This is a genomic window from Agrobacterium sp. ST15.13.015, from assembly GCF_027871645.1.
GTDB classification, from domain to species: Bacteria; Pseudomonadota; Alphaproteobacteria; order Rhizobiales; family Rhizobiaceae; genus Agrobacterium; species Agrobacterium leguminum.
Genome location: NZ_JAQAHF010000007.1, coordinates 278430 through 296587 on the forward strand (window position 1 = coordinate 278430; position 18158 = coordinate 296587).

Consider the following 18158-nt stretch of genomic DNA (forward strand, 5'->3'; position numbering starts at 1 on the left):
AAAGTGGAAACGCTTTTACGTCCGGACAAGTCGTAAAATCAAAATGATCTAGGCAGCGACGGAATCAGGTTCGCCTTTGCCCTCTGGCTTTTGCGGCTCGGCGTGCTTCCCGGCTGATTTCTTGCGGGAAAACAACCCGGTGAGGAAGTGGCCGAACCGGTCCATTTCCACGAAAATGACAGGCGTGATGAACAACGTCAGCAATTGCGAGACGATAAGGCCGCCAACCACGGCGACGCCGAGCGGCTGGCGCAGTTCCGAACTCGCGCCCGAACCGAGCGCGATGGGAAGCGCCCCAAGCAGCGCGCAGAAGGTCGTCATCATGATCGGCCGGAAACGGCGCACGCAGGCCTCGTGAATGGCGGTTGCGGGCGGCTCGGCCTTTTCGCGCATCAGTTCCACCGCGACATCGATCATCATGATCGCGTTTTTCTTGACGATGCCGATCAGCATCAGCAGGCCGATCAGCGCGATGATCGAGAAATCCATGCCCATCACCTTCAGCGCCACCAGCGCGCCGAAGGCAGCAGCCGGCAGGCCGGAGAGGATGGTCAGCGGATGGATGAAACTCTCGTAAAGCACGCCGAGAACCACATAGATGGTCAGAACCGCCGCCAGAATGAGAATGCCGGTATTGCCCTGGCTCTGCTGGAAGATCGCCGCCGTGCCGCCATAGCTGGTGAAGACATCCTGCGGCAGGCCTATCGTGCTCTTGATCTGATCGATCCGGCTCGTGGCATCGGAAAGCGCCACGCCGTCCGGCAGGTTGAAGGAGATGGTGGTGGAGACGAGCTGGCCCGTCTGGTTGATGGTAACGGGCGCCTGCGTGCGGGTGAGGCTGGCGAAGTTTGAAAGCGGAACCAGAACGCCCGATTTTGCCGAAAGAATGTTGATATCGCTGAGGAAATCATCATTCCACGGTTTCGAGCTGTCGAATTCCACAATCACGTCGTAGCTGTCGCCGGTCGACTGGATCTGTGCCGCCGTATAACCGCCAAAGGACATTTCCAGCGTCTTGCGCAACTGGTCGTTGGTGATGCCGAAGGCAGCCGCCTTTTCCGGGTCGACGGAAATCGTCGCGGCGATCGCGCCGTTCTGGGCGTCGGAGGTGACTGACGTGAAGGTGTGGTCGCGGCGCATCGCTTCCATCAGCTTGTTCGACCATTCATTGGTCGTGTCGGCATTCAGGCCCTGAACGACGAGCTGGTACTGGCTGGCGGAGCTGCGTCCGCCGAAACGCAGGCTCTGCTGCGGATTGATATAGGTGCGGATGCCCGCCACTTTCGATGTGGCCTGCCCCAGTTCCGCCAGCACCTGGCTGAGCGGCGCGCGCTCTTCCTTAGGCTTCAGCTCCACGAACATCGAGCCGTTGTTCAGCGGATTGCGGGAATTGCCGCCGACTATGGAGGTGACGTGCACCACGGCCGGATTCTTGCGAATCTGATCGGCGACCTGGGCCTGGAGATCGCGCATCGCCGTATAGGAAATATCCTCACGCGCCTGCGTCGAAACCGAAAGACGGCCAATATCTTCCTGGGGAAAGAAGCTGGAGGGCAGGGTTTCGAAGAGATAGAGCGATGCCGCGACCGAGGCAAGAAACGATGCCAAAACGATGCGGCGATGGGAAAGGCACCAGCCGACGGCGCGGCCATAGGCGCGCAGCGTGCGTTCGAAACCCGCATCGAACCAGCGGATGATCGCCGGTGGTCTGGAGGAGTGGCCGGAGAGGCGCGAAGCGAGCATAGGCGTCACCGTCAGCGAGACCAGCGCCGAGGCCATGATCGCGAGCGTGACGACCATGCCGAACTCGTTGAAGAGCCTGCCGATGACGCCGCCCATCAACAGGATGGGGATGAAGACGGCCACCAGCGAGATGGACATGGAGAGAATGGTGCTGCTGACCTCTGCCGCGCCCTGAAGGGCCGCTTCGCGCATGGGCAGGCCTTTTTCATGCAGGCGCAGGATGTTTTCCAGCATGACGATGGCATCGTCCACCACCAGCCCCACCGAAAGTGTCAGACCGAGCAGCGAGATATTGTCGATGCTGTAGCCCAGAACATACATCATGCCGAAGGCGGTGATGAGAGACAGGGGGACTGCAAGACCCGGAATGATGGTCGCCGTCAGGTGCCCGGTGAAGAGATAGATGACCGCAACCACCAGCCCGATGGTGAGAAACAGCGTGAACTGCACGTCCGAAATCGCGTCCTTGATGGCGGTCGAGGCGTCATTCATGACGTTGATATTGACCGAAGGCGGCAATTGCTGGTGAAGCGCCGGCAGCTTGGCCTTGATGGCGTCCACCACGTCGACCGTATTGGCGTCCGGTTGGCGCTGCACGGCGAGAACGATGGCCTGTTCGCCGTCGAACCAGCTGCCGGCATTGGTGTTGTCGATGCTGTCGGTGACATTGGCGATATCGCCGAGATGGATCGGCGCGCCATTATTCGTCGAGACGACCAGCGAGCGGAAGGCGGCCGCATTGGTGCGCTGGGTATCGGCCTCGATCGTCAGGCGCTGATTGTCGTTCTGCAAAGCCCCGACGGGCACCTGATTATTCGCCTGGGCTATGGCCGTGGTGACGGTGTCGACGCCAAGCCCTCTTGCCTGAAGCTGGGCCGGATCGAGGCCGATACGCACGGCATAGGTCTGCGCGCCATAGATGCTCACCTGCGCGACGCCCGATATGGTGGAAAGAAGCGGAGAAATGATGTTCTCGGCGATTTCGTCCACCTTGCTAGTCGGCATCTCCTTGCTATTGACGGCAAGCAGCAGCACCGGCGCATCGGCCGGGTTGGTCTTGCGATAGCTTGGTGTTGTCGTCATGTTGCTCGGCAATTGCCGCTGCGCGCGTGAAATCGCGGCCTGCACATCGGCCGCCGCTGCATCGATATCGCGGTTAAGATCGAACTGCAGCACGATCGAGCTGTTGCCGAGCGTGTTGGTGGCGCTGATTTCGCTGACGCCGGGAATGGTCTCGAACTGCTTGACCAGCGGTGTGGTGACCGATGTGGCCATGGTTTGCGGCGAAGCGCCGGAAAGCGACGAGGAAACGTTGATCGTCGGGAAATCCACCTTCGGCAGGGCGGCGACGGGCAGCAGGCGGAAGCCGGCAAGTCCGGCCAGCACCAGGCCGATGGCGAGAAGCGTGGTGGCGACGGGCCGGTTGATGCAGAAATTCGGGATCATTGGCCGCCAACCTTTTCCTGCGGAATATTGGCGGCCAGATTGCCGGCCGCACCGCCCTTGTCGGAAAATTGCTCGACCACGAACTGGCCGTCGGCAAGTTCGGATTGACCCTCGATAATCACATGCTCGCCGCCATTGAGACCGCTTGCGATGGCGGTAAGATCGCCATTCGAGCGGGCGACTTCCACCGGCGTCATATGGGCATGATGCTCGCTATCGACGGTATAGACGAAATTGCCCTTCGGCCCCGGCCGCACGGCAACCGTCGGTACGACGATCATTTCATCGTCCGAAACGAAGTGCGCGGTGACATTGACGGACTGGCCGGGCCATAAAAGACCGCGATCGTTCTTGAATTCCGCCTTGGCCAGCACCGTACCGGAGGTCTGATCCACCGTATTGTCGTAGAACCGCAGCACGCCGCTCATCGGTTCGCCCCCCGTCGCCGCGGGGTCGACATCGACTGCGGTATTTTTCGCCACGCCTTCTCGCAATTGCGGTAGATAGCGCTGAGAGAGCCGGAAACTGACCGAAATCGGATCGTATTTGGTGATCGTCACGATATTGACGCCGGCGCTGAGATAGGCGCCGGGGCTGACACTGATATCACCGAGCCGCCCATCGAAGGGGGCACGGATTTCCATGTGCTCGAGCGTCACCTGGTCGGAGGCAAGCGTTGCCTTGTCGGCATCGATCTTGGCGCTGGCGCTATCCCGCGCCGCCCTTGCCTGATCCAGCACCTGCTGGGATTCCGCGCTCTGCTTGACGAGATTGGCGGCGCGCTGGAAGGCGGCCTCCGTCTGCTCCAGCGTTGCCTGATCGGCGGCGATATTGGCCTTGTCCTTGTCGACAGCGGCGCGGGCGATGCGGTCATCCATCTTGAGGATAAGGTCGCCCGCCTTGATATGCTGACCGTCCTTCGCCTCGATTTCCATGACGAGGCCGGCCTGAAGCGGCGCGATATTGGTGATGTCGGCCGCAACGGCCCAGCCCGTCGCCGTTGCATCCATCGGCAGCGTCGCCTTGCCGACGGCGATGGTGCTGACGGTGGGTGGCCCGCCATTGCGCCGCCCTCCACCCTGTTTTTGTCCCTGCTGCCGGGCTGGTTGGCCGCTTTGGGAGGACTGCGTCGCCGTTTCGGCGTCGGCCCTGGGAGACACGCTGGCAAATTGCTTGATATAGGGGACTTGATCGAGCGGCAGGCGATCCTTGAAATACCAGGCACCGGCGGCTGCGATGGCAAGAACGCTGAGAGCGGTCCAGAAACGTTTCATCTGACGATTCCGCGTAATGAGAGCGATACATGTTTCCCGAACATGTGCGGTAAGCCTTGGGAGCAGCTTTCCCCCACAAGACACCCAATGCGCTGCGAAATCACCTTAAACTTTTGTAATGGCGGCGACAATGACAGTCGCTATATCCCTTGCCTTTCAGGAGGCAGACGGTTTCGGTTCATGCCCAAGGCAATGCTTGACCATGTTTTTCTTCGCCGCTGGTTCCGGCCAAAGAAAAAGCCGCCTCGTTTACGGGGCGGCTTTGGTATGAACGGCGAGAAGCCGCCGATTAGAAGGCCCGGATGGCGTTGCGGGTTGCCAGCACGTCCTCGGCGACATTGCCCGTCGTTGCCGGTACGGAGCCGACGAGATCCAGGAACTTGTAAAGTTCGGTGGCCTGCGAGTTGGTGACATAGATGATGTCGCGATCCTGCATCGGGAACTTCGTAGCGGCGAAGAAGGTCGACGGATCGCGCAGATTGGCGCGGAAGATGACTGGAACGTCCTGTCCGGGGAACTTGGACGTATTGATGCCGAGCTTCACGAGAAGATCGCGCTTGACGATACGATAGACATAGACCTGAGCCGGGTCGGCACGGGAATCGAGCAGTCCGCCCGCTTTGCCGAGTGCATCCGAAAGCTTGAGATCGGCATCCTCGAACTCGAAACGTCCGTTGAGGCCCGAAGCGCCGAAAGCAAGATAAGTGCGGCGCTCACGCTCCACCATGATCGTGTCGCCCGGAACCACATAGATGTTTTCGGACGGCGTGCTGACGAGGTGGTTGTAGTTGACGCGGGCGGTCTTGCCGCGACGGATCAACGTGACATAGGATTCGATATTCGGGGCGCTGAGGCCCTTTGCATAGGAGATGACGTCGAGAACCCGATCGCCCGCTTCCGAAAGCTGAACCTTCGTCGGTTCCTTGACATCGCCCAGCACGGAAGCCTGTGCGGAGCGGCTGGAAATCTTGGTGATAAGAACCTGCGGCTCGATGGCGCGGTTGGCGAGCCGTTCCTCGATTTCGCTCTGCACATCCTCGACGTTGCGGCCGGTGGCGCGAATCTTGCCCGCATAGGGAACGCTGATATTGCCTTCCCGGTCCACGGTCTGGTTCGGCAGGCTGATGAAGTTTCCGGGACGGCTGCCCGCGTCGTTCGGAATGAACAGGCCGCCGGCCTGGCTTTCAAAGATCGCGACCTGCACCACGTCGCCGACACCCATCGGCAGCGCCGGAACACCGCCCTTGCCGCCGCCGAAACTGCCGAGCAGGGTGGTGGTTGTGGTGTCGCCGACGTAATTGAGGACGGAGCTGTTGATGTCGAGCAGCGCGTAGTCGACACCGGCGGTTTTCTGCTTGTCCTTGGATGCGAATTTCACGGAAGCGTTAGATTCGATCGAGGCTGCATCGGGGCCGGAGGCCGCAGTAACCGTGCAACCCGCCAGTGCTGCAGAGGCAAGCAGAATCGAAACATTCAATAAACGCATTTGGTCCTCGAAATGAATGCCGTCCGAAAAGCAGAAATAATTCGGACATCGTATAAGTTTTTAAAAATAAGCGCTTCATAAATGACACCGGTAAAGGAAATCCAAACCGGCATTACATCCGTTCAGCGGAATCGCATCCCCGGATGTTTACGTCCCCTATCAGGCATATGCCCAATTTCAGACGATGCTTCAAGTTCATCATCGCTCAACTGCGCCGAAAAATTCCGGGCGAGGCACGATGTTTGAATCCCCTGATGGTGTCAGTATTGTTGCGCTTCAATATTCAGTTGGATGCCATAATCTCTTTGATTGCTGCATTGCGCTAGTGCAGTTTTGTCACGCTTACGCGGTTTCTTTTGTCGTTTACTGACGCGAAGACTAATCAATTGTTTTGTAAATGTTTTTTTATGTGCCTGTCATGCCCGCTCAGCCAGTGCGAAATTCACCGTGTCCGCGAATTCACGCAGGAAACGCTCGCGTGAGAAGCGGGCGGCATTGTTGATGCAGGCGTTCTTGTCGAAGCGGTCAGAATTGTCGACGAATTCCTGCACGGCGGCGCAGATTGCCTCCGGTGTCTGCTCACCGAAATAAAGGCCGGTCGGATGGTTGGAGGCGCCAAGCGGAACGACGGTTTCCAGCACGCCGCCCTTACCATAGGCGATGACCGGTGTGCCGAGCGCCTGGGATTCGACCGGCACGATGCCGAAATCGTCTTCTGCCGCAAAAACAAAGGCCTTGGCCTCGGCCATGTATTTGTGAAGCTCGTCATTGCCGACGAAACCGAGAATTTCGACATTCGGCGTGGCGATTTCGCGGATGCGTTTCATGTCCGGCCCGTCGCCGATGACGACCAGCCGTTTGTCGGGCATCTTTGCAAAGGCTTCCACGATCAGGTGCACTTTCTTGTAGGGCACGAGCCGCGATGCCGTGACGAAATAGTCACCCTTAAGCTCGGACGGGGAAAGATGGGACGTGTCCACCGGCGGATAGATCACGGTGGAATCGCGGCCATAACACTTGCGCACCCGGTTACGGATGAATTTGGAGTTGACCGTCATCAGGTCGACACCGTTGGCGGTGCGGATGTCCCACATGCGGATATAGTGCAGAATGGCGCGCGCGATCCATGAGGTGAAGCCGCGCGTCAGTCTGGTTTCCTTGAGATACTGGTGCTGTAGGTCCCAGGCGTAGCGGATGGGGCTATGGATATAGGAGACGTGAAACTGGCCCGGGCCGGTGATGACGCCCTTGGCAACCGCATAGCTCGAGGAAATCACCAGATCGTAGCCGCTCAGATCGAACTGTTCGATGGCAAGCGGCATCAGCGGCAGATAGGAGCGGTATTTTTTTCGCGCGAAAGGCAGCTTCTGGATGAAGGAGGTGTTGACGGGACGGCCGCCGAGAAACCCCCGGTCGCGCTCGCTCATGAAATCGACAAGGCAGTACAGATCCGCGTGAGGATAAATTTCAAGAAGGTTGTGAAGCACTTTTTCGGCCCCGCCTCTGTCGGTGAGCCAGTCATGCACGATTGCCGTCTTCATAATTTCCTCAATAATTTCAACGTAATAAAAATTTGTGTTCCGCCGTGGAATAAAGTTTGGCGGTGTAGAATATCAGGTCTGTCTGCAGCCCTTGAAAATACGGCTGACGGCGTCAAATAGCGTAACGATTAATAAGAATATGCGGGTATGTCTGTGGTGGCCTAGCGTTAGTCCGCTCTTTAATAGCACTTTGTTCGCAAATGCGAAATATCCAACCTTCTTAATTCCCTTTCTTCCTTTGCAGTTAGACGACGGTCGTCATTCCCTCTCTCCCAGCCGGAAGAGATGGATATCACCGCGCGCCGTATTTTGGGCGAAAATCCTGTTTTTTCATTGTCTTAAACGGTGCTGCCACTTCTCCTGAAGACTTGTCTTGCGTTTTGCCGATCATGGAAACCCATCATCGCGCCGCATTGTCATTGACAAGGCGTCTTATCGAGATATTCTGTTATAAAGATGCATATAACATAATAATGGAACACATAAGAGCTGGGAGCTTGACCATGAGACGTAAACTTGCATTTCTCGCCACCGCCGCTTTGATGTTGGCGCCGGGTGTAATGATGGCTGCGGAGAAGGGCGGTGTTATCAATGTCGCCACGATCGGCGAGCCGCCGACCCTCGATCCCATGGCGTCTACTGCCGATCTCGTCGGCATCGTCACGCAGCACATTTTCGAAACGCTCTATACCTTCGACAAGGGCTGGAAGGTGACACCGCTTCTGGCGGAAAGCCTGCCCGAGATCAGTGCGGACGGCAAAACCTACACGATCAAGCTCAGGCAGGGCATCAAGTTCCATGACGGCAGCGACATGACATCCGAAGATGTCGTCGCCTCGCTCGGCCGCTGGATGAAGATCGCCTCGCGCGGCAAGCAGGCAGCCGGCTTTATCGACAATATCTCCGCGCCGGATGCCGGAACGGTCACGATTGCCCTCAAGCAGCCCTATGCGCCGCTCGCCTCGCTGCTCGCCTTCAACAATTCCGCAGCCATCATTCTGCCGGCCGAAAAGCAGGCGGAGCCGATGGCCGAATTCATCGGCACCGGTCCCTATATGCTGAAGGAACGCAAGGCCGACCAGTATATCCAGCTCGTCCGTTTCGATGGCTACAAGTCCCGCAATGGCGAAAGCGACGGTTATGGCGGTGCACGCCACCAGTATCTCGATGAAATCCGCTTCGTTCCGGTGCCCGATCCGAATACTCGCGTCGAAGCCGCCGTTTCCGGGCAATATGATTACGTCGATTCCATTCCGGTGGAATCCTTCGACAAGGTGAAGTCGTCGTCTGCCTCGCAGCCTTTGATGCTGAAGCCTTTCGGTTATCCGGTCTTCGTGTTCAACACGAAGGAGGGGCTTTCTTCCAAGCTGGAGGTCCGCAAGGCGGTGACCGAAGCGCTGAACATGGAAGACATGCTGGCGGCCGCTTTCGGCAGCACGGATTTCTATGCGCTCGATGGCGCCTATTATCCGTCCAATTTCTCCTGGCATTCGGAAGAGGGCGTCAAGGGCACTTACAACGTCGGCAACCCGGAAGCTGCTGCCGAAAAGCTGAAGGCTGCCGGTTATAATGGCGAGCCGCTGCGCATCCTCACCAGCCGGCAGTATGAGTTCCACTACAAGATGGCGCAGGTTGCTGCGGAATATCTGAAACTTGCCGGTTTCAAGGTGGATATGCAGGTGGTGGACTGGGCGACGCTGACACAGCGCCGCGCCGATCCGAAGCTCTGGGATATCTACATCACCCATAGCCCCTTCCTGCCGGAGCCGGCGCTGATCGGTGCGCTCTCCACCGGCTCGCCAGGCTGGTGGGATACGCCGGCGCGTAAGGCGGCGGTTGACGCCTTCACCTCGGAAGCCGATCCTGACAAGCGCATCGCGCTCTGGGCCAATGTGCAGAAGACGATCTATGCCGAGCTGCCGCTCATCAAGATCGGCGACTTCAATGCCGTGGCGGCCAAGTCCAACAAGCTGGAAGGCGTCGATCCGGCTCCATGGCCTTACTTCTGGAATGCATCGGTCCCGAAGTAAGGCCGGCACCGCACGCCGTCACCCCGGCCTTGAGCCGGGGTCCAGCGCGATCAAGTCCTTGATCGCAAGAGACCTTTTCACCACGCGGACGCGTGGTGGCCGGATGCCGGATCAAGTCCGGCATGACGGAAGTGAGCAGTCGATCTTTAAGCAACCCGGTTCAACCGTCGCCTGGTCGCGGCCTATCACCCGCTTCGGAGCCTTGATACGTGATACGGTATATTTTCCAGAGACTTGCGGGAATGATCGTGGTGATGTTCCTCGTCGTCACCATCGTTTTCGTCATCCTGCGCGTCACGCCCGGAGATCCGGCGGCCGTGATGCTGGGGCCGGATGCCTCGGCGCAGGATATTGCGGAGCTGCGCGGCCGGCTCGGCCTCGATCAGTCGCTCGGCGTGCAATATGTCTATTATATCGGGCAATTGCTGAAGGGCGATCTCGGCCAGTCTATCTTCCTCAATATGCCGGTGGGATCAGCCCTGCTGGACCGGGCCGAACCGACCTTTTTCCTGACGATTTTTTCGCTGCTGATCGCCAGCGTCATCGCGCTTCCCATCGGTATCTATGCCGCGTACCGGCGTGGCTCTTTTGTCGATCAGGCAGCGACGACGGTGGCGATGCTGGCGGCGAGCATTCCGAGCTTCTGGCTCGGCCTCATCCTCATGCAGGTCTTCGCCGTGCGGCTCGATATGTTCCCGGTATCGGGTTATGGCGGGCCGGGTGCTAGCTTCCTTGAGCGCATGTATCACCTGACCCTGCCGGCAATCGCGCTCGGCCTCGTTTCCTCCGCCCTCATTTTGCGCTTCACCCGCGCCTCGATGCTGGATGTTTTAGGTGACGACTATGTCCGCACCGCCCGTGCCAAGGGGGTCAAGGAGCGCCGCGTGGTGATGAAACATGCGTTGAAAAACGCGCTTATTCCCATCCTCACCGTGCTCGGACTTACCGCCGCCGTGCTGATTTCCGGCGCGGTCGTCACGGAAACCGTTTTCGGTCTGCCGGGCGTCGGCAATCTCGTCGTCTCGGCCGTTCTCAGGCGCGATTATCCGGTCATTCAGGGCGCGCTTCTCGTCATCGCCGGGCTTTACGTGCTCATCAATTTTGCAATCGACATGCTCTATCTGCTGGTCGATCCGAGGGTTCGTTACTGATGGCCGATATCGTTTCCACCGCTCCGCCGGCACGCAACCCGACCGTCCTGTTCATTCGGCGCCTCGTGAAGCGCAAGACGGTCGCTGCCGGTCTCATTGTGCTGCTCGTCTTCGTGCTGCTCGCGGTTTTCGCGCCGATGATTGCGCCCTATTCGCCGTCGAAACTGTCGATCGTGAACCGCCTGAAGCCGCCAAGCGAGCTTTACTGGTTCGGCACCGACGAGTTCGGTCGCGACGTCTTCTCGCGCACCATCTATGCCGGAAGGCTGTCGCTTCTGGTCGGCGCCGCCGTGGTGGCGCTTTCGGCGCTGATCGGCATCACCCTTGGCCTGCTCGCCGGCTTCTTCCAGAAATTGGATACGCCGATTGCGCGGCTGATCGACGCGATGATGGCCTTCCCGGATATTCTGCTGGCGATTGCGCTGGTTGCAGCACTCGGCCCGTCGCTGACGACGGTGATCATCGCACTTGCCGTGGTCTATTCGCCGCGCCTTGCCCGCATCGTGCGCGCCTCGACCCTGGTGATCCGCGAATTGCCCTATGTGGAGGCGGCGAAGGCGCTTGGCATTTCCACCTTCCACATCATGACGCGGCATGTGCTGCGCAATCTGGTCTCGCCGATCCTCGTTCAATGCACCTTCCTTTTTGCCAGCGCCATGCTGGCCGAGGCCGGCCTGTCGTTTCTGGGGCTCGGTGTCAGCCCGGAAATTCCGACCTGGGGAACCATGATCTCCGCCGGTCGCCAATATATCGGCCAGGCCGACTGGATGACCTATTTCCCCGGCTTTGCCATCATTCTTTCCGTGCTGTCGCTGCAAATGGTCGGTGACGGGCTGCGGGACATGCTCGACCCAAGACTGCGAAGGGATTTGTAATATGACGTCCGGTGAACAGGCGAAAACGCCTCTTCAAGCTCCCATTCTTCTCACCAATGTCAAACCCGTCGGTTTCGAAAAGGGTGCACCACAGGCTTCGACCGATATCCTGATCGGCGGCGATGGCAGGATTGCTGCGGTTGGGCTTGGCCTTCAAGCGCCTGCTGATGCGCAGCGCATCGATGCCAAGGGTGCCTTCGTCTCGCCCGGCTGGGTCGATCTGCACGTGCATATCTGGCATGGCGGCACCGATATCTCCATCCGCCCCTCGGAATGCGGGGCCGAGCGCGGCGTGACCACGCTGGTGGATGCCGGTTCGGCGGGTGAGGCGAATTTCCACGGTTTCCGTGAATATATCATCGAGCCCTCGAGGGAACGCATCAAGGCCTTCCTCAATCTCGGTTCCATCGGTCTCGTCGCCTGTAACCGCGTGCCGGAACTGCGCGACATCAAGGATATCGATCTCGATCGTATCATCGAATGTTACGCCGAAAACAGCGAACATATTGTCGGCCTCAAGGTGCGGGCGAGCCATGTTATCACCGGCTCCTGGGGTGTTACGCCGGTCAAGCTCGGCAAGAAGATCGCCAAGATCTTGAAAGTGCCGATGATGGTGCATGTGGGCGAACCGCCCGCACTTTACGACGAGGTGCTGGAAATTCTCGGCCCCGGCGATGTCGTGACCCATTGCTTCAATGGCAAATCGGGTTCCAGCATCATGGAAGACGAGGACCTGTTCAACCTTGCCGAACGTTGTGCGGGCGAAGGCATTCGGCTGGATATCGGCCATGGCGGCGCCTCCTTCTCCTTCAAGGTGGCGGAAGCGGCGATTGCGCGCGGGCTGCTGCCGTTCTCGATCTCCACGGATTTGCATGGCCATTCGATGAATTTCCCGGTCTGGGATCTGGCGACGACCATGTCGAAGCTGCTCGCGGTCGACATGCCCTTCGAAAATGTCGTCGAGGCCGTCACCCGCAATCCGGCCTCCGTGATCCGCCTCGATATGGAAAACCGTCTCGATGTCGGCCAGCGCGCCGATTTCACGGTTTTCGATCTCGTGGATTCCGATCTGGAAGCGACCGATTCCAATGGCGACGTCTCGCGCCTGAAGCGCCTGTTCGAGCCGCGTTACGCGGTCATCGGCGCGGAGGCGATTGCTGCCAGCCGTTACATTCCAAGGGCGCGCAAGCTCGTGCGCCACAGCCATGGTTATTCCTGGCGCTGAACCCAAATGGACAAGGCGGAGGAGGGCAATCCCCTCCGTCTTCCGCAGAGATTAAGGGATACCCGTCCCTGTATTATGAGGAATTCGCGTGAAACAGTCTTCGCTTGAGGCAGAGGGGCGTCATTCGCCCTATGACCGGCTCGCCGCGCTCGGCATTTCCCTGCCGCCGCCGCCGCCGCCGATCGCCAATTTCGTCACCCATGTGGTGGAAGGCAACATGCTTTATCTTTCGGGGCAGGGGCCGCGGGAGGAAAACGGCCATCTTTACGCCGGCAAGGTGGGCGCGGAAATCGGGCTGGAAGAGGCCTATAACCATGCGCGGCTCACCGGCATCAACCTGCTTGCCGTCATGCATGAGGCGCTGGGGGACCTGTCGCGGGTGAAGAAGGTGGTCAAGCTGCTCGGCATGGTCAATGCCGTCAGCGATTTCCGCGATCATCCGAGCGTCATTAACGGCTGTTCCGATCTTTTCATCGATGTGTTCGGCGATGCGGGACAGCACGCCCGCTCCGCCGTTGGTTTCGGCTCACTGCCGGGCAACATCACCGTTGAGATAGAAGCCATCGTCGCACTCAAGGATTGAGGCCGTTCAATGGTTGCGCCAGCCCATCAGCTTTTCGATCCGTTCCGCCGAGACCCTGACCTGTTCGGTATAATGGTTCTCGTCCGCCAGCACCTTCTGCTCCGGCAGCACGATGGAAATCGTCGCTACGCATTCGCCCCTGTTGTCGCAGATCGGCGAGGCGATGCAGGCGACGGCGTAGTCGGATTCGGCGACCTGTATCGACAGCCGGTCATGGAAGGCGGCGCCTGCCGATTGCGACAGGGTCTCCGGGTTGATTTCCGCACGGCCCGTGGGAGAAGTGCGGGCGCAACGGCGGAAAAGCTCGACGCGTTCGGCCTCCGGAAGATGCCCGACGAGCAGGCGTCCGGATGCCGTCCAGTTCAAGGGAACGCGGGTGCCGACGCGCGAGGCGACCTGAAAATGGCTCGGACCGTCGGCCATGGCCAGCACCAGCATATGGTCGCCGTCGCGGCCGCAAAGCTGAACGGTCTCGCCGGCGTGGCGGCACAGATCGTGCATTTCGTGGGTGGCGACACCCATGAAATCCAGCGAGCGGGCATAAGCAAGGCCATAATGGTAAAGCCGCGCGCCGAGCCAGATGTTGCCATCGGCATTGCGCGCCAGCATGTTCTTTTCGACGAGATCGTCAATGATCACATAGACGGTGGAAAGCGGCGCCTTGATGGCCTTGGCAATAGCGTAAGCGCCCGCTGGCGATCCGGTTTCATAAAGGTAATCAATAACCTGAAGGGCGCGGTCGATACCGCTGACGCGCGAGCGCTTGGCCGCCTTCGCGTCCGCGTTTTCGGCGGCGTCGGACAGGGCGGTTGAAGGCGTTTCGTCCAGTTTATGGGCGTCCAATTTTGGCTCCTCATGAATTTTGAGAAGCTATTACATTATTATGGCATATATGTCGATGCCCATCGCATCGCAAGGACAGGAGAAAGACATGACCGAGGATATCAGAAGCAGGATCGGCCTTCGCCCGGTCATCAACGTCTCGGGCACCATGACCTCGCTCGGCGCTTCTATCGTCGTTCCGGAAGCGGTAGAGGCCATGGTGGCCATCCTGCCGCAATTCGTCGAGATCAACGATCTGCAACGCAAGGCAAGCGCGGTGATATCGAGGCTGACGGGCGGCGAGGCCGGTTTCGTCACGGCCTCCTGCTCCTCGGGCATAAGCCTTGCGGTGGCGGGCGCCATTACCGGCAATAATCTGCTGGCCATCGAAAAGCTGCCCGATGTCGCGCCCGAGAAGAACGAGGTTTTGGTGCAGATGGGTCATGTGGTGAGCTATGGCGCGCCGGTGGATCAGGCAATCCGTCTCGGCGGCGGCAAGGTGGTGCTGATCGGGCAGGCAACATCGACCCATCGTTTCCACATGGAAAACGCCATCACCGAAAAGACGGCTGCAGCGGTCTATGTCGTCTCGCACCATGTGGTGGATTACGGCCTGCTGCATCTTTCCGAATTCGTCGAGATCGCCCATGCCAGGGGCGTGCCTGTCATCGTGGATGCGGCGTCCGAATATGATCTGAAGCTGTTTCTGGCGACGGGCGCAGATGTGGTGCTTTATTCCGGCCACAAGTTCCTCGGTGGCCCGACTTCCGGCATCGTCGCCGGCAAAAAGGAGCTGGTGCGCAGCGCCTTCCTGCAGAATATGGGCGTTGGCCGCGGCATGAAGGTCGGCAAGGAAAGCATCTATGGCGTGATGGCTGCGCTGGAAGCCTGGGAAAAGCGCGACCATGCCGGCATTCGCGAGCGTGAAACCGGCTACCTCAACCTCTGGAAAAAGACGCTGGACGGACGCCCGGGCGTGACGGCGCTGATCGAGCCCGACCCGACCAACAACCCGCTCGACCGTCTGCGTGTCATCATCGATGCCGAGGAAGCGCATATCACCGCCTGGGACCTGACGACGGCGCTCGCCAAAGGCAGCCCGCCGATCATTGTCCGCGACCACGAGGTGGAGCACCGCTATTTCTATCTCGACCCCTGCAACCTGCATCCCGGCCAGGAAACCATTGTGGCTTCCCGGCTAGCCGAGGAGCTGGACAAGGCGCGCGCCTCCAACGAGGTGATTGCAACACCGTTCGAGGACCGCAGCCGCCACCGTTTCGACGGCATGCTGCGCTGGCCGGACTAAGTAACGACTGCATATGGAACGAGCGGGTGCCATGAGTTTCTTCTCCCCGAGGGGGAGAAGTCCGCGGCAGCGGGATGAGGGGGCAAGGGTGCGGTCTATCGCTGGCGTTGCCCCCTCATCCGACCCTTCGGGCCACCTTCTCCCCCTTGGGGAGAAGAAACAGGCGGCGACGCCCTGCCTGAGTTCAAATGAGAAGAAAAGAAGGGAACGATCATGACCATGCCGCAGTCAGCACCGCTCCGTGCCGAAGATGCCGTGCTTTCCGTCCGCAATCTCACCACGTCCTTTCACGTGGATGGCGGCTGGAAACCGGTGGTGCGTGATATTTCCTTCGATGTCGGGCCGGGAGAGACGGTCGCGATCGTCGGCGAAAGCGGCTCGGGCAAGAGCGTTACCTCGCTTTCCATCATGCGGTTGCTGGATCGGGAAAGCAGCAGGGTTCAGGGCGAAATCCTGCTTGGCGGTCGCAACCTCTTGTCCCTTTCCGAAGACGCCATGCGGCGGGTGCGGGGCAATGAGGTGGCGATGATCTTTCAGGAGCCGATGACGAGCCTCAATCCGCTCTTCACCATCGGCGACCAGATTTCCGAGGCCCTGCTGTGCCATCAGCCGATGTCGAAAGCCGATGCGCGGGCAGAGACGATCCGCCTTCTCGAAAAGGTCCGCATCCCGTCTGCCGCCTCGCGCTTCGATGAATATCCGCATCGCTTTTCCGGCGGCATGCGCCAGCGCGTGATGATCGCCATGGCGCTCGCTTCCCGGCCGAAGCTCCTGATCGCCGACGAGCCGACGACGGCGCTTGATGTGACCATTCAGGGCCAGATTCTCGACCTTATCAAGACGCTGCAGGAAGAGGAGGGAACGTCGGTCCTGTTCATTACCCATGACATGGGTGTGGTGGCCGAAATCGCCGACCGCACAGTCGTCATGTATCGCGGCGAGCAGGTGGAAGTCGGTGCGACTGCGGATATCTTCCACCGCGGTAAACATCCCTATACGCGCGCACTTTTGTCCGCCGTTCCGGTTCTGGGGTCGATGAAGGGCGAGGAAAGACCGCTCCGTTTTCCCATCGTCAATACCACCACGGGTGAAACACAGGAGCCGGCGCGTCCCGCCGATACCGTTGACGCAGCCGCACAGCCGGTCCTGAATGTGGAGGGGCTGACCAAGCGCTTCGATATTCACTCCGGTCTTCTGGGGCGTCTCCGCGGCCGGGTGCATGCGGTGGAAAACGTGTCTTTCGAGCTCAGGGCCGGTGAAACATTGTCATTGGTGGGTGAAAGTGGCTGCGGCAAATCCACCACCGGACGCGCCATCATGCGGCTGATCGAGCCGGATGCCGGTTCGGTCGTGGTCAACGGCGAAAACATTCTCGCACTCGACAAGACGGGCATGCGGGACATGCGCAAGACGGTTCAGATGATCTTTCAGGACCCTTTCGCATCGCTCAATCCGCGTATGACGGTGGGTGCCGCGATTGCCGAACCTTTTCTGGAACACCGCATGGGAAGCGCCCGCGAGGCGAAGGATGTGGTGGCGGACATGCTCAAAAAGGTCGGCCTCTCACCGGACATGGCGTCGCGTTACCCGCATGAATTTTCCGGTGGTCAGCGCCAGCGCATCTGCATCGCCCGTGCCTTGGCGCTCCAGCCCAAGGTGATTGTCGCGGATGAAAGCGTTTCGGCGCTGGATGTTTCCATCAAGGCGCAGGTCATCAACCTGATGCTGGATCTGCAACAGAGCCTCGACCTTGCCTTTCTGTTTATCAGCCATGACATGGCGGTGGTGGAGCGCGTCAGCCACCGTGTGGCGGTGATGTATCTCGGCGAGATCGTCGAAATCGGCCCGCGTGCGGCTGTCTTCGACAATCCGCAGCATGACTATACCCGCAAGCTGATGGCGGCCGTTCCGGTGCCAGACCCGGATCGCCGCAACACAAGGCGCGGTGCTGCGAATGACGAGCTGAAAAGCCCTATCCGCGCCGTTGATTATGCCGTCAAGCCGCGTGAATATCGCGAGGTTTCGCCCGGCCACCTCGTCGCCTGTTAGATTCCGGGTACGTCCGACGTTGCGAAGGGTACGCGATAACCGCGCTGAAAACTTTCCTGCTGTCCAAGCTGGCGATACCACCGCTGTACCGCCGGAAAATCATCGAGATTGATTTTGTGGCGCGCGAAACGTGAGACCCATGGCCAGATGGCGATATCGGCTATTGAAAAATCGCTGGCCACGAATTCCCGCTCGCTCAAGCGGTCGTTCAATGTCCGGTAAAGCCGCGCCACATCCGCCGCGAAACGTGTCTCGGCAAAGGGGGCCTGTCCGGCATGGTAGGTCAGGAAATAATGGGCATAACCGAGCGTCGGGCCGAAATTGGCGGCCTGCCACATCAGCCATTCTGTGACGACCAGTCGCTCTGTCGCGGAGGCGGGCAGAAGCCGGCCTACCTTTTCGGCGAGATAGATGAGGATCGCGTTCGATTCCGTCAGGACGGTGCCGTTTTCATCGTCGACGATCGCAGGGATTTTCGAGCCGGGATTGATGCGGACGTAATCGGCGGCAAATTGCTCGCCTTTTTCGATGTCGATGGCGTGGCTTCGATAGGGCAGGCCCAGTTCTTCCAGCGCAATCGAGATTTTAAGGCCGTTGGGCGTGATCCAGGTGTAAAGGTCGATCATG

13 protein-coding genes are annotated in these 18158 nt (G+C 59.5%); 7 read left to right on the forward strand and 6 right to left on the reverse strand.

Translation table 11 applies throughout. The features are described 5' to 3' along the window. Positions 1-48 precede the first annotated feature (48 nt). From PIB16_RS13655 to PIB16_RS13670, 4 genes are all read right to left on the reverse strand, one after another. A complete protein-coding gene (locus PIB16_RS13655; protein ID WP_078052568.1) occupies positions 49-3189 on the reverse strand; it encodes an efflux RND transporter permease subunit in 3141 nt (1046 codons plus the stop codon). Next, positions 3186-4463, reverse strand: coding sequence for an efflux RND transporter periplasmic adaptor subunit (locus PIB16_RS13660; protein WP_271045764.1), 1278 nt, complete (start codon positions 4461-4463; stop codon positions 3186-3188). The genes PIB16_RS13655 and PIB16_RS13660 overlap by 4 nt, the downstream gene beginning before the upstream one ends. A 289-nt stretch (positions 4464-4752) precedes the next feature. Beyond that, positions 4753-5949 (reverse strand): polysaccharide biosynthesis/export family protein, encoded by a 1197-nt coding sequence (locus PIB16_RS13665; protein WP_003519875.1) that lies wholly within the window; start codon positions 5947-5949, stop codon positions 4753-4755. 416 nt (positions 5950-6365) lie between these two features. Then, on the reverse strand, positions 6366-7490 hold the full coding sequence (locus tag PIB16_RS13670; protein WP_003519874.1) for a glycosyltransferase family 4 protein: 1125 nt from the start codon (positions 7488-7490) through the stop codon (positions 6366-6368). Between the two features lie 503 nt (positions 7491-7993). Here PIB16_RS13670 and PIB16_RS13675 point away from each other — a divergent pair. The 5 genes from PIB16_RS13675 (at position 7994) to PIB16_RS13695 (ending at position 13354) form a co-directional block, all read left to right on the forward strand. Continuing rightward, entirely contained in the window at positions 7994-9520 is a 1527-nt protein-coding gene (locus tag PIB16_RS13675; RefSeq protein ID WP_271045765.1) for an ABC transporter substrate-binding protein, read from the forward strand. A gap of 209 nt (positions 9521-9729) precedes the next feature. Then, on the forward strand, positions 9730-10671 hold the full coding sequence (locus PIB16_RS13680; RefSeq protein ID WP_174036788.1) for an ABC transporter permease: 942 nt from the start codon (positions 9730-9732) through the stop codon (positions 10669-10671). Next, a complete protein-coding gene (locus PIB16_RS13685; protein WP_125146319.1) occupies positions 10671-11546 on the forward strand; it encodes an ABC transporter permease in 876 nt (291 codons plus the stop codon). The genes PIB16_RS13680 and PIB16_RS13685 overlap by 1 nt, the downstream gene beginning before the upstream one ends. 1 nt (position 11547) lies before the next feature. Then, positions 11548-12771, forward strand: a complete 1224-nt coding sequence (locus tag PIB16_RS13690; protein ID WP_271045766.1) for an amidohydrolase/deacetylase family metallohydrolase — start codon at positions 11548-11550, stop codon at positions 12769-12771. 88 nt (positions 12772-12859) lie between these two features. Further along, complete coding sequence (locus tag PIB16_RS13695; protein ID WP_003519868.1) at positions 12860-13354, forward strand: RidA family protein; 495 nt, start codon at positions 12860-12862, stop codon at positions 13352-13354. Between the two features lie 6 nt (positions 13355-13360). Here PIB16_RS13695 and PIB16_RS13700 read toward each other — a convergent pair whose 3' ends face one another. Further along, a complete protein-coding gene (locus tag PIB16_RS13700; protein WP_059758172.1) occupies positions 13361-14197 on the reverse strand; it encodes an IclR family transcriptional regulator in 837 nt (278 codons plus the stop codon). An 88-nt stretch (positions 14198-14285) separates the two neighbouring features. Here PIB16_RS13700 and PIB16_RS13705 point away from each other — a divergent pair, with 88 nt between their 5' ends. Then, entirely contained in the window at positions 14286-15482 is a 1197-nt protein-coding gene (locus tag PIB16_RS13705) for an aminotransferase class V-fold PLP-dependent enzyme (protein ID WP_271045767.1), read from the forward strand. Between the two features lie 213 nt (positions 15483-15695). Continuing rightward, entirely contained in the window at positions 15696-17531 is a 1836-nt protein-coding gene (locus tag PIB16_RS13710) for an ABC transporter ATP-binding protein (RefSeq protein ID WP_271045768.1), read from the forward strand. Here PIB16_RS13710 and PIB16_RS13715 read toward each other — a convergent pair. Continuing rightward, a complete protein-coding gene (locus PIB16_RS13715; RefSeq protein WP_271045769.1) occupies positions 17528-18157 on the reverse strand; it encodes a glutathione S-transferase family protein in 630 nt (209 codons plus the stop codon). The genes PIB16_RS13710 and PIB16_RS13715 overlap by 4 nt on opposite strands. Position 18158: the final 1 nt, after the last annotated feature.

Bases quoted from the DNA above. Each gene is read 5' to 3' on its own strand.
- PIB16_RS13655 (WP_078052568.1), bottom strand. From the start codon at position 3,189: ATGATCCCGAATTTCTGCATCAACCGGCCCGTCGCCACCACGCTTCTC.
- PIB16_RS13660 (WP_271045764.1), bottom strand. From the start codon at position 4,463: ATGAAACGTTTCTGGACCGCTCTCAGCGTTCTTGCCATCGCAGCCGCC.
- PIB16_RS13665 (WP_003519875.1), bottom strand. From the start codon at position 5,949: ATGCGTTTATTGAATGTTTCGATTCTGCTTGCCTCTGCAGCACTGGCG.
- PIB16_RS13670 (WP_003519874.1), bottom strand. From the start codon at position 7,490: ATGAAGACGGCAATCGTGCATGACTGGCTCACCGACAGAGGCGGGGCC.
- PIB16_RS13675 (WP_271045765.1), top strand. From the start codon at position 7,994: ATGAGACGTAAACTTGCATTTCTCGCCACCGCCGCTTTGATGTTGGCG.
- PIB16_RS13685 (WP_125146319.1), top strand. From the start codon at position 10,671: ATGGCCGATATCGTTTCCACCGCTCCGCCGGCACGCAACCCGACCGTC.
- PIB16_RS13690 (WP_271045766.1), top strand. From the start codon at position 11,548: ATGACGTCCGGTGAACAGGCGAAAACGCCTCTTCAAGCTCCCATTCTT.
- PIB16_RS13705 (WP_271045767.1), top strand. From the start codon at position 14,286: ATGACCGAGGATATCAGAAGCAGGATCGGCCTTCGCCCGGTCATCAAC.
- PIB16_RS13710 (WP_271045768.1), top strand. From the start codon at position 15,696: ATGACCATGCCGCAGTCAGCACCGCTCCGTGCCGAAGATGCCGTGCTT.
- PIB16_RS13715 (WP_271045769.1), bottom strand. From the start codon at position 18,157: ATGATCGACCTTTACACCTGGATCACGCCCAACGGCCTTAAAATCTCG.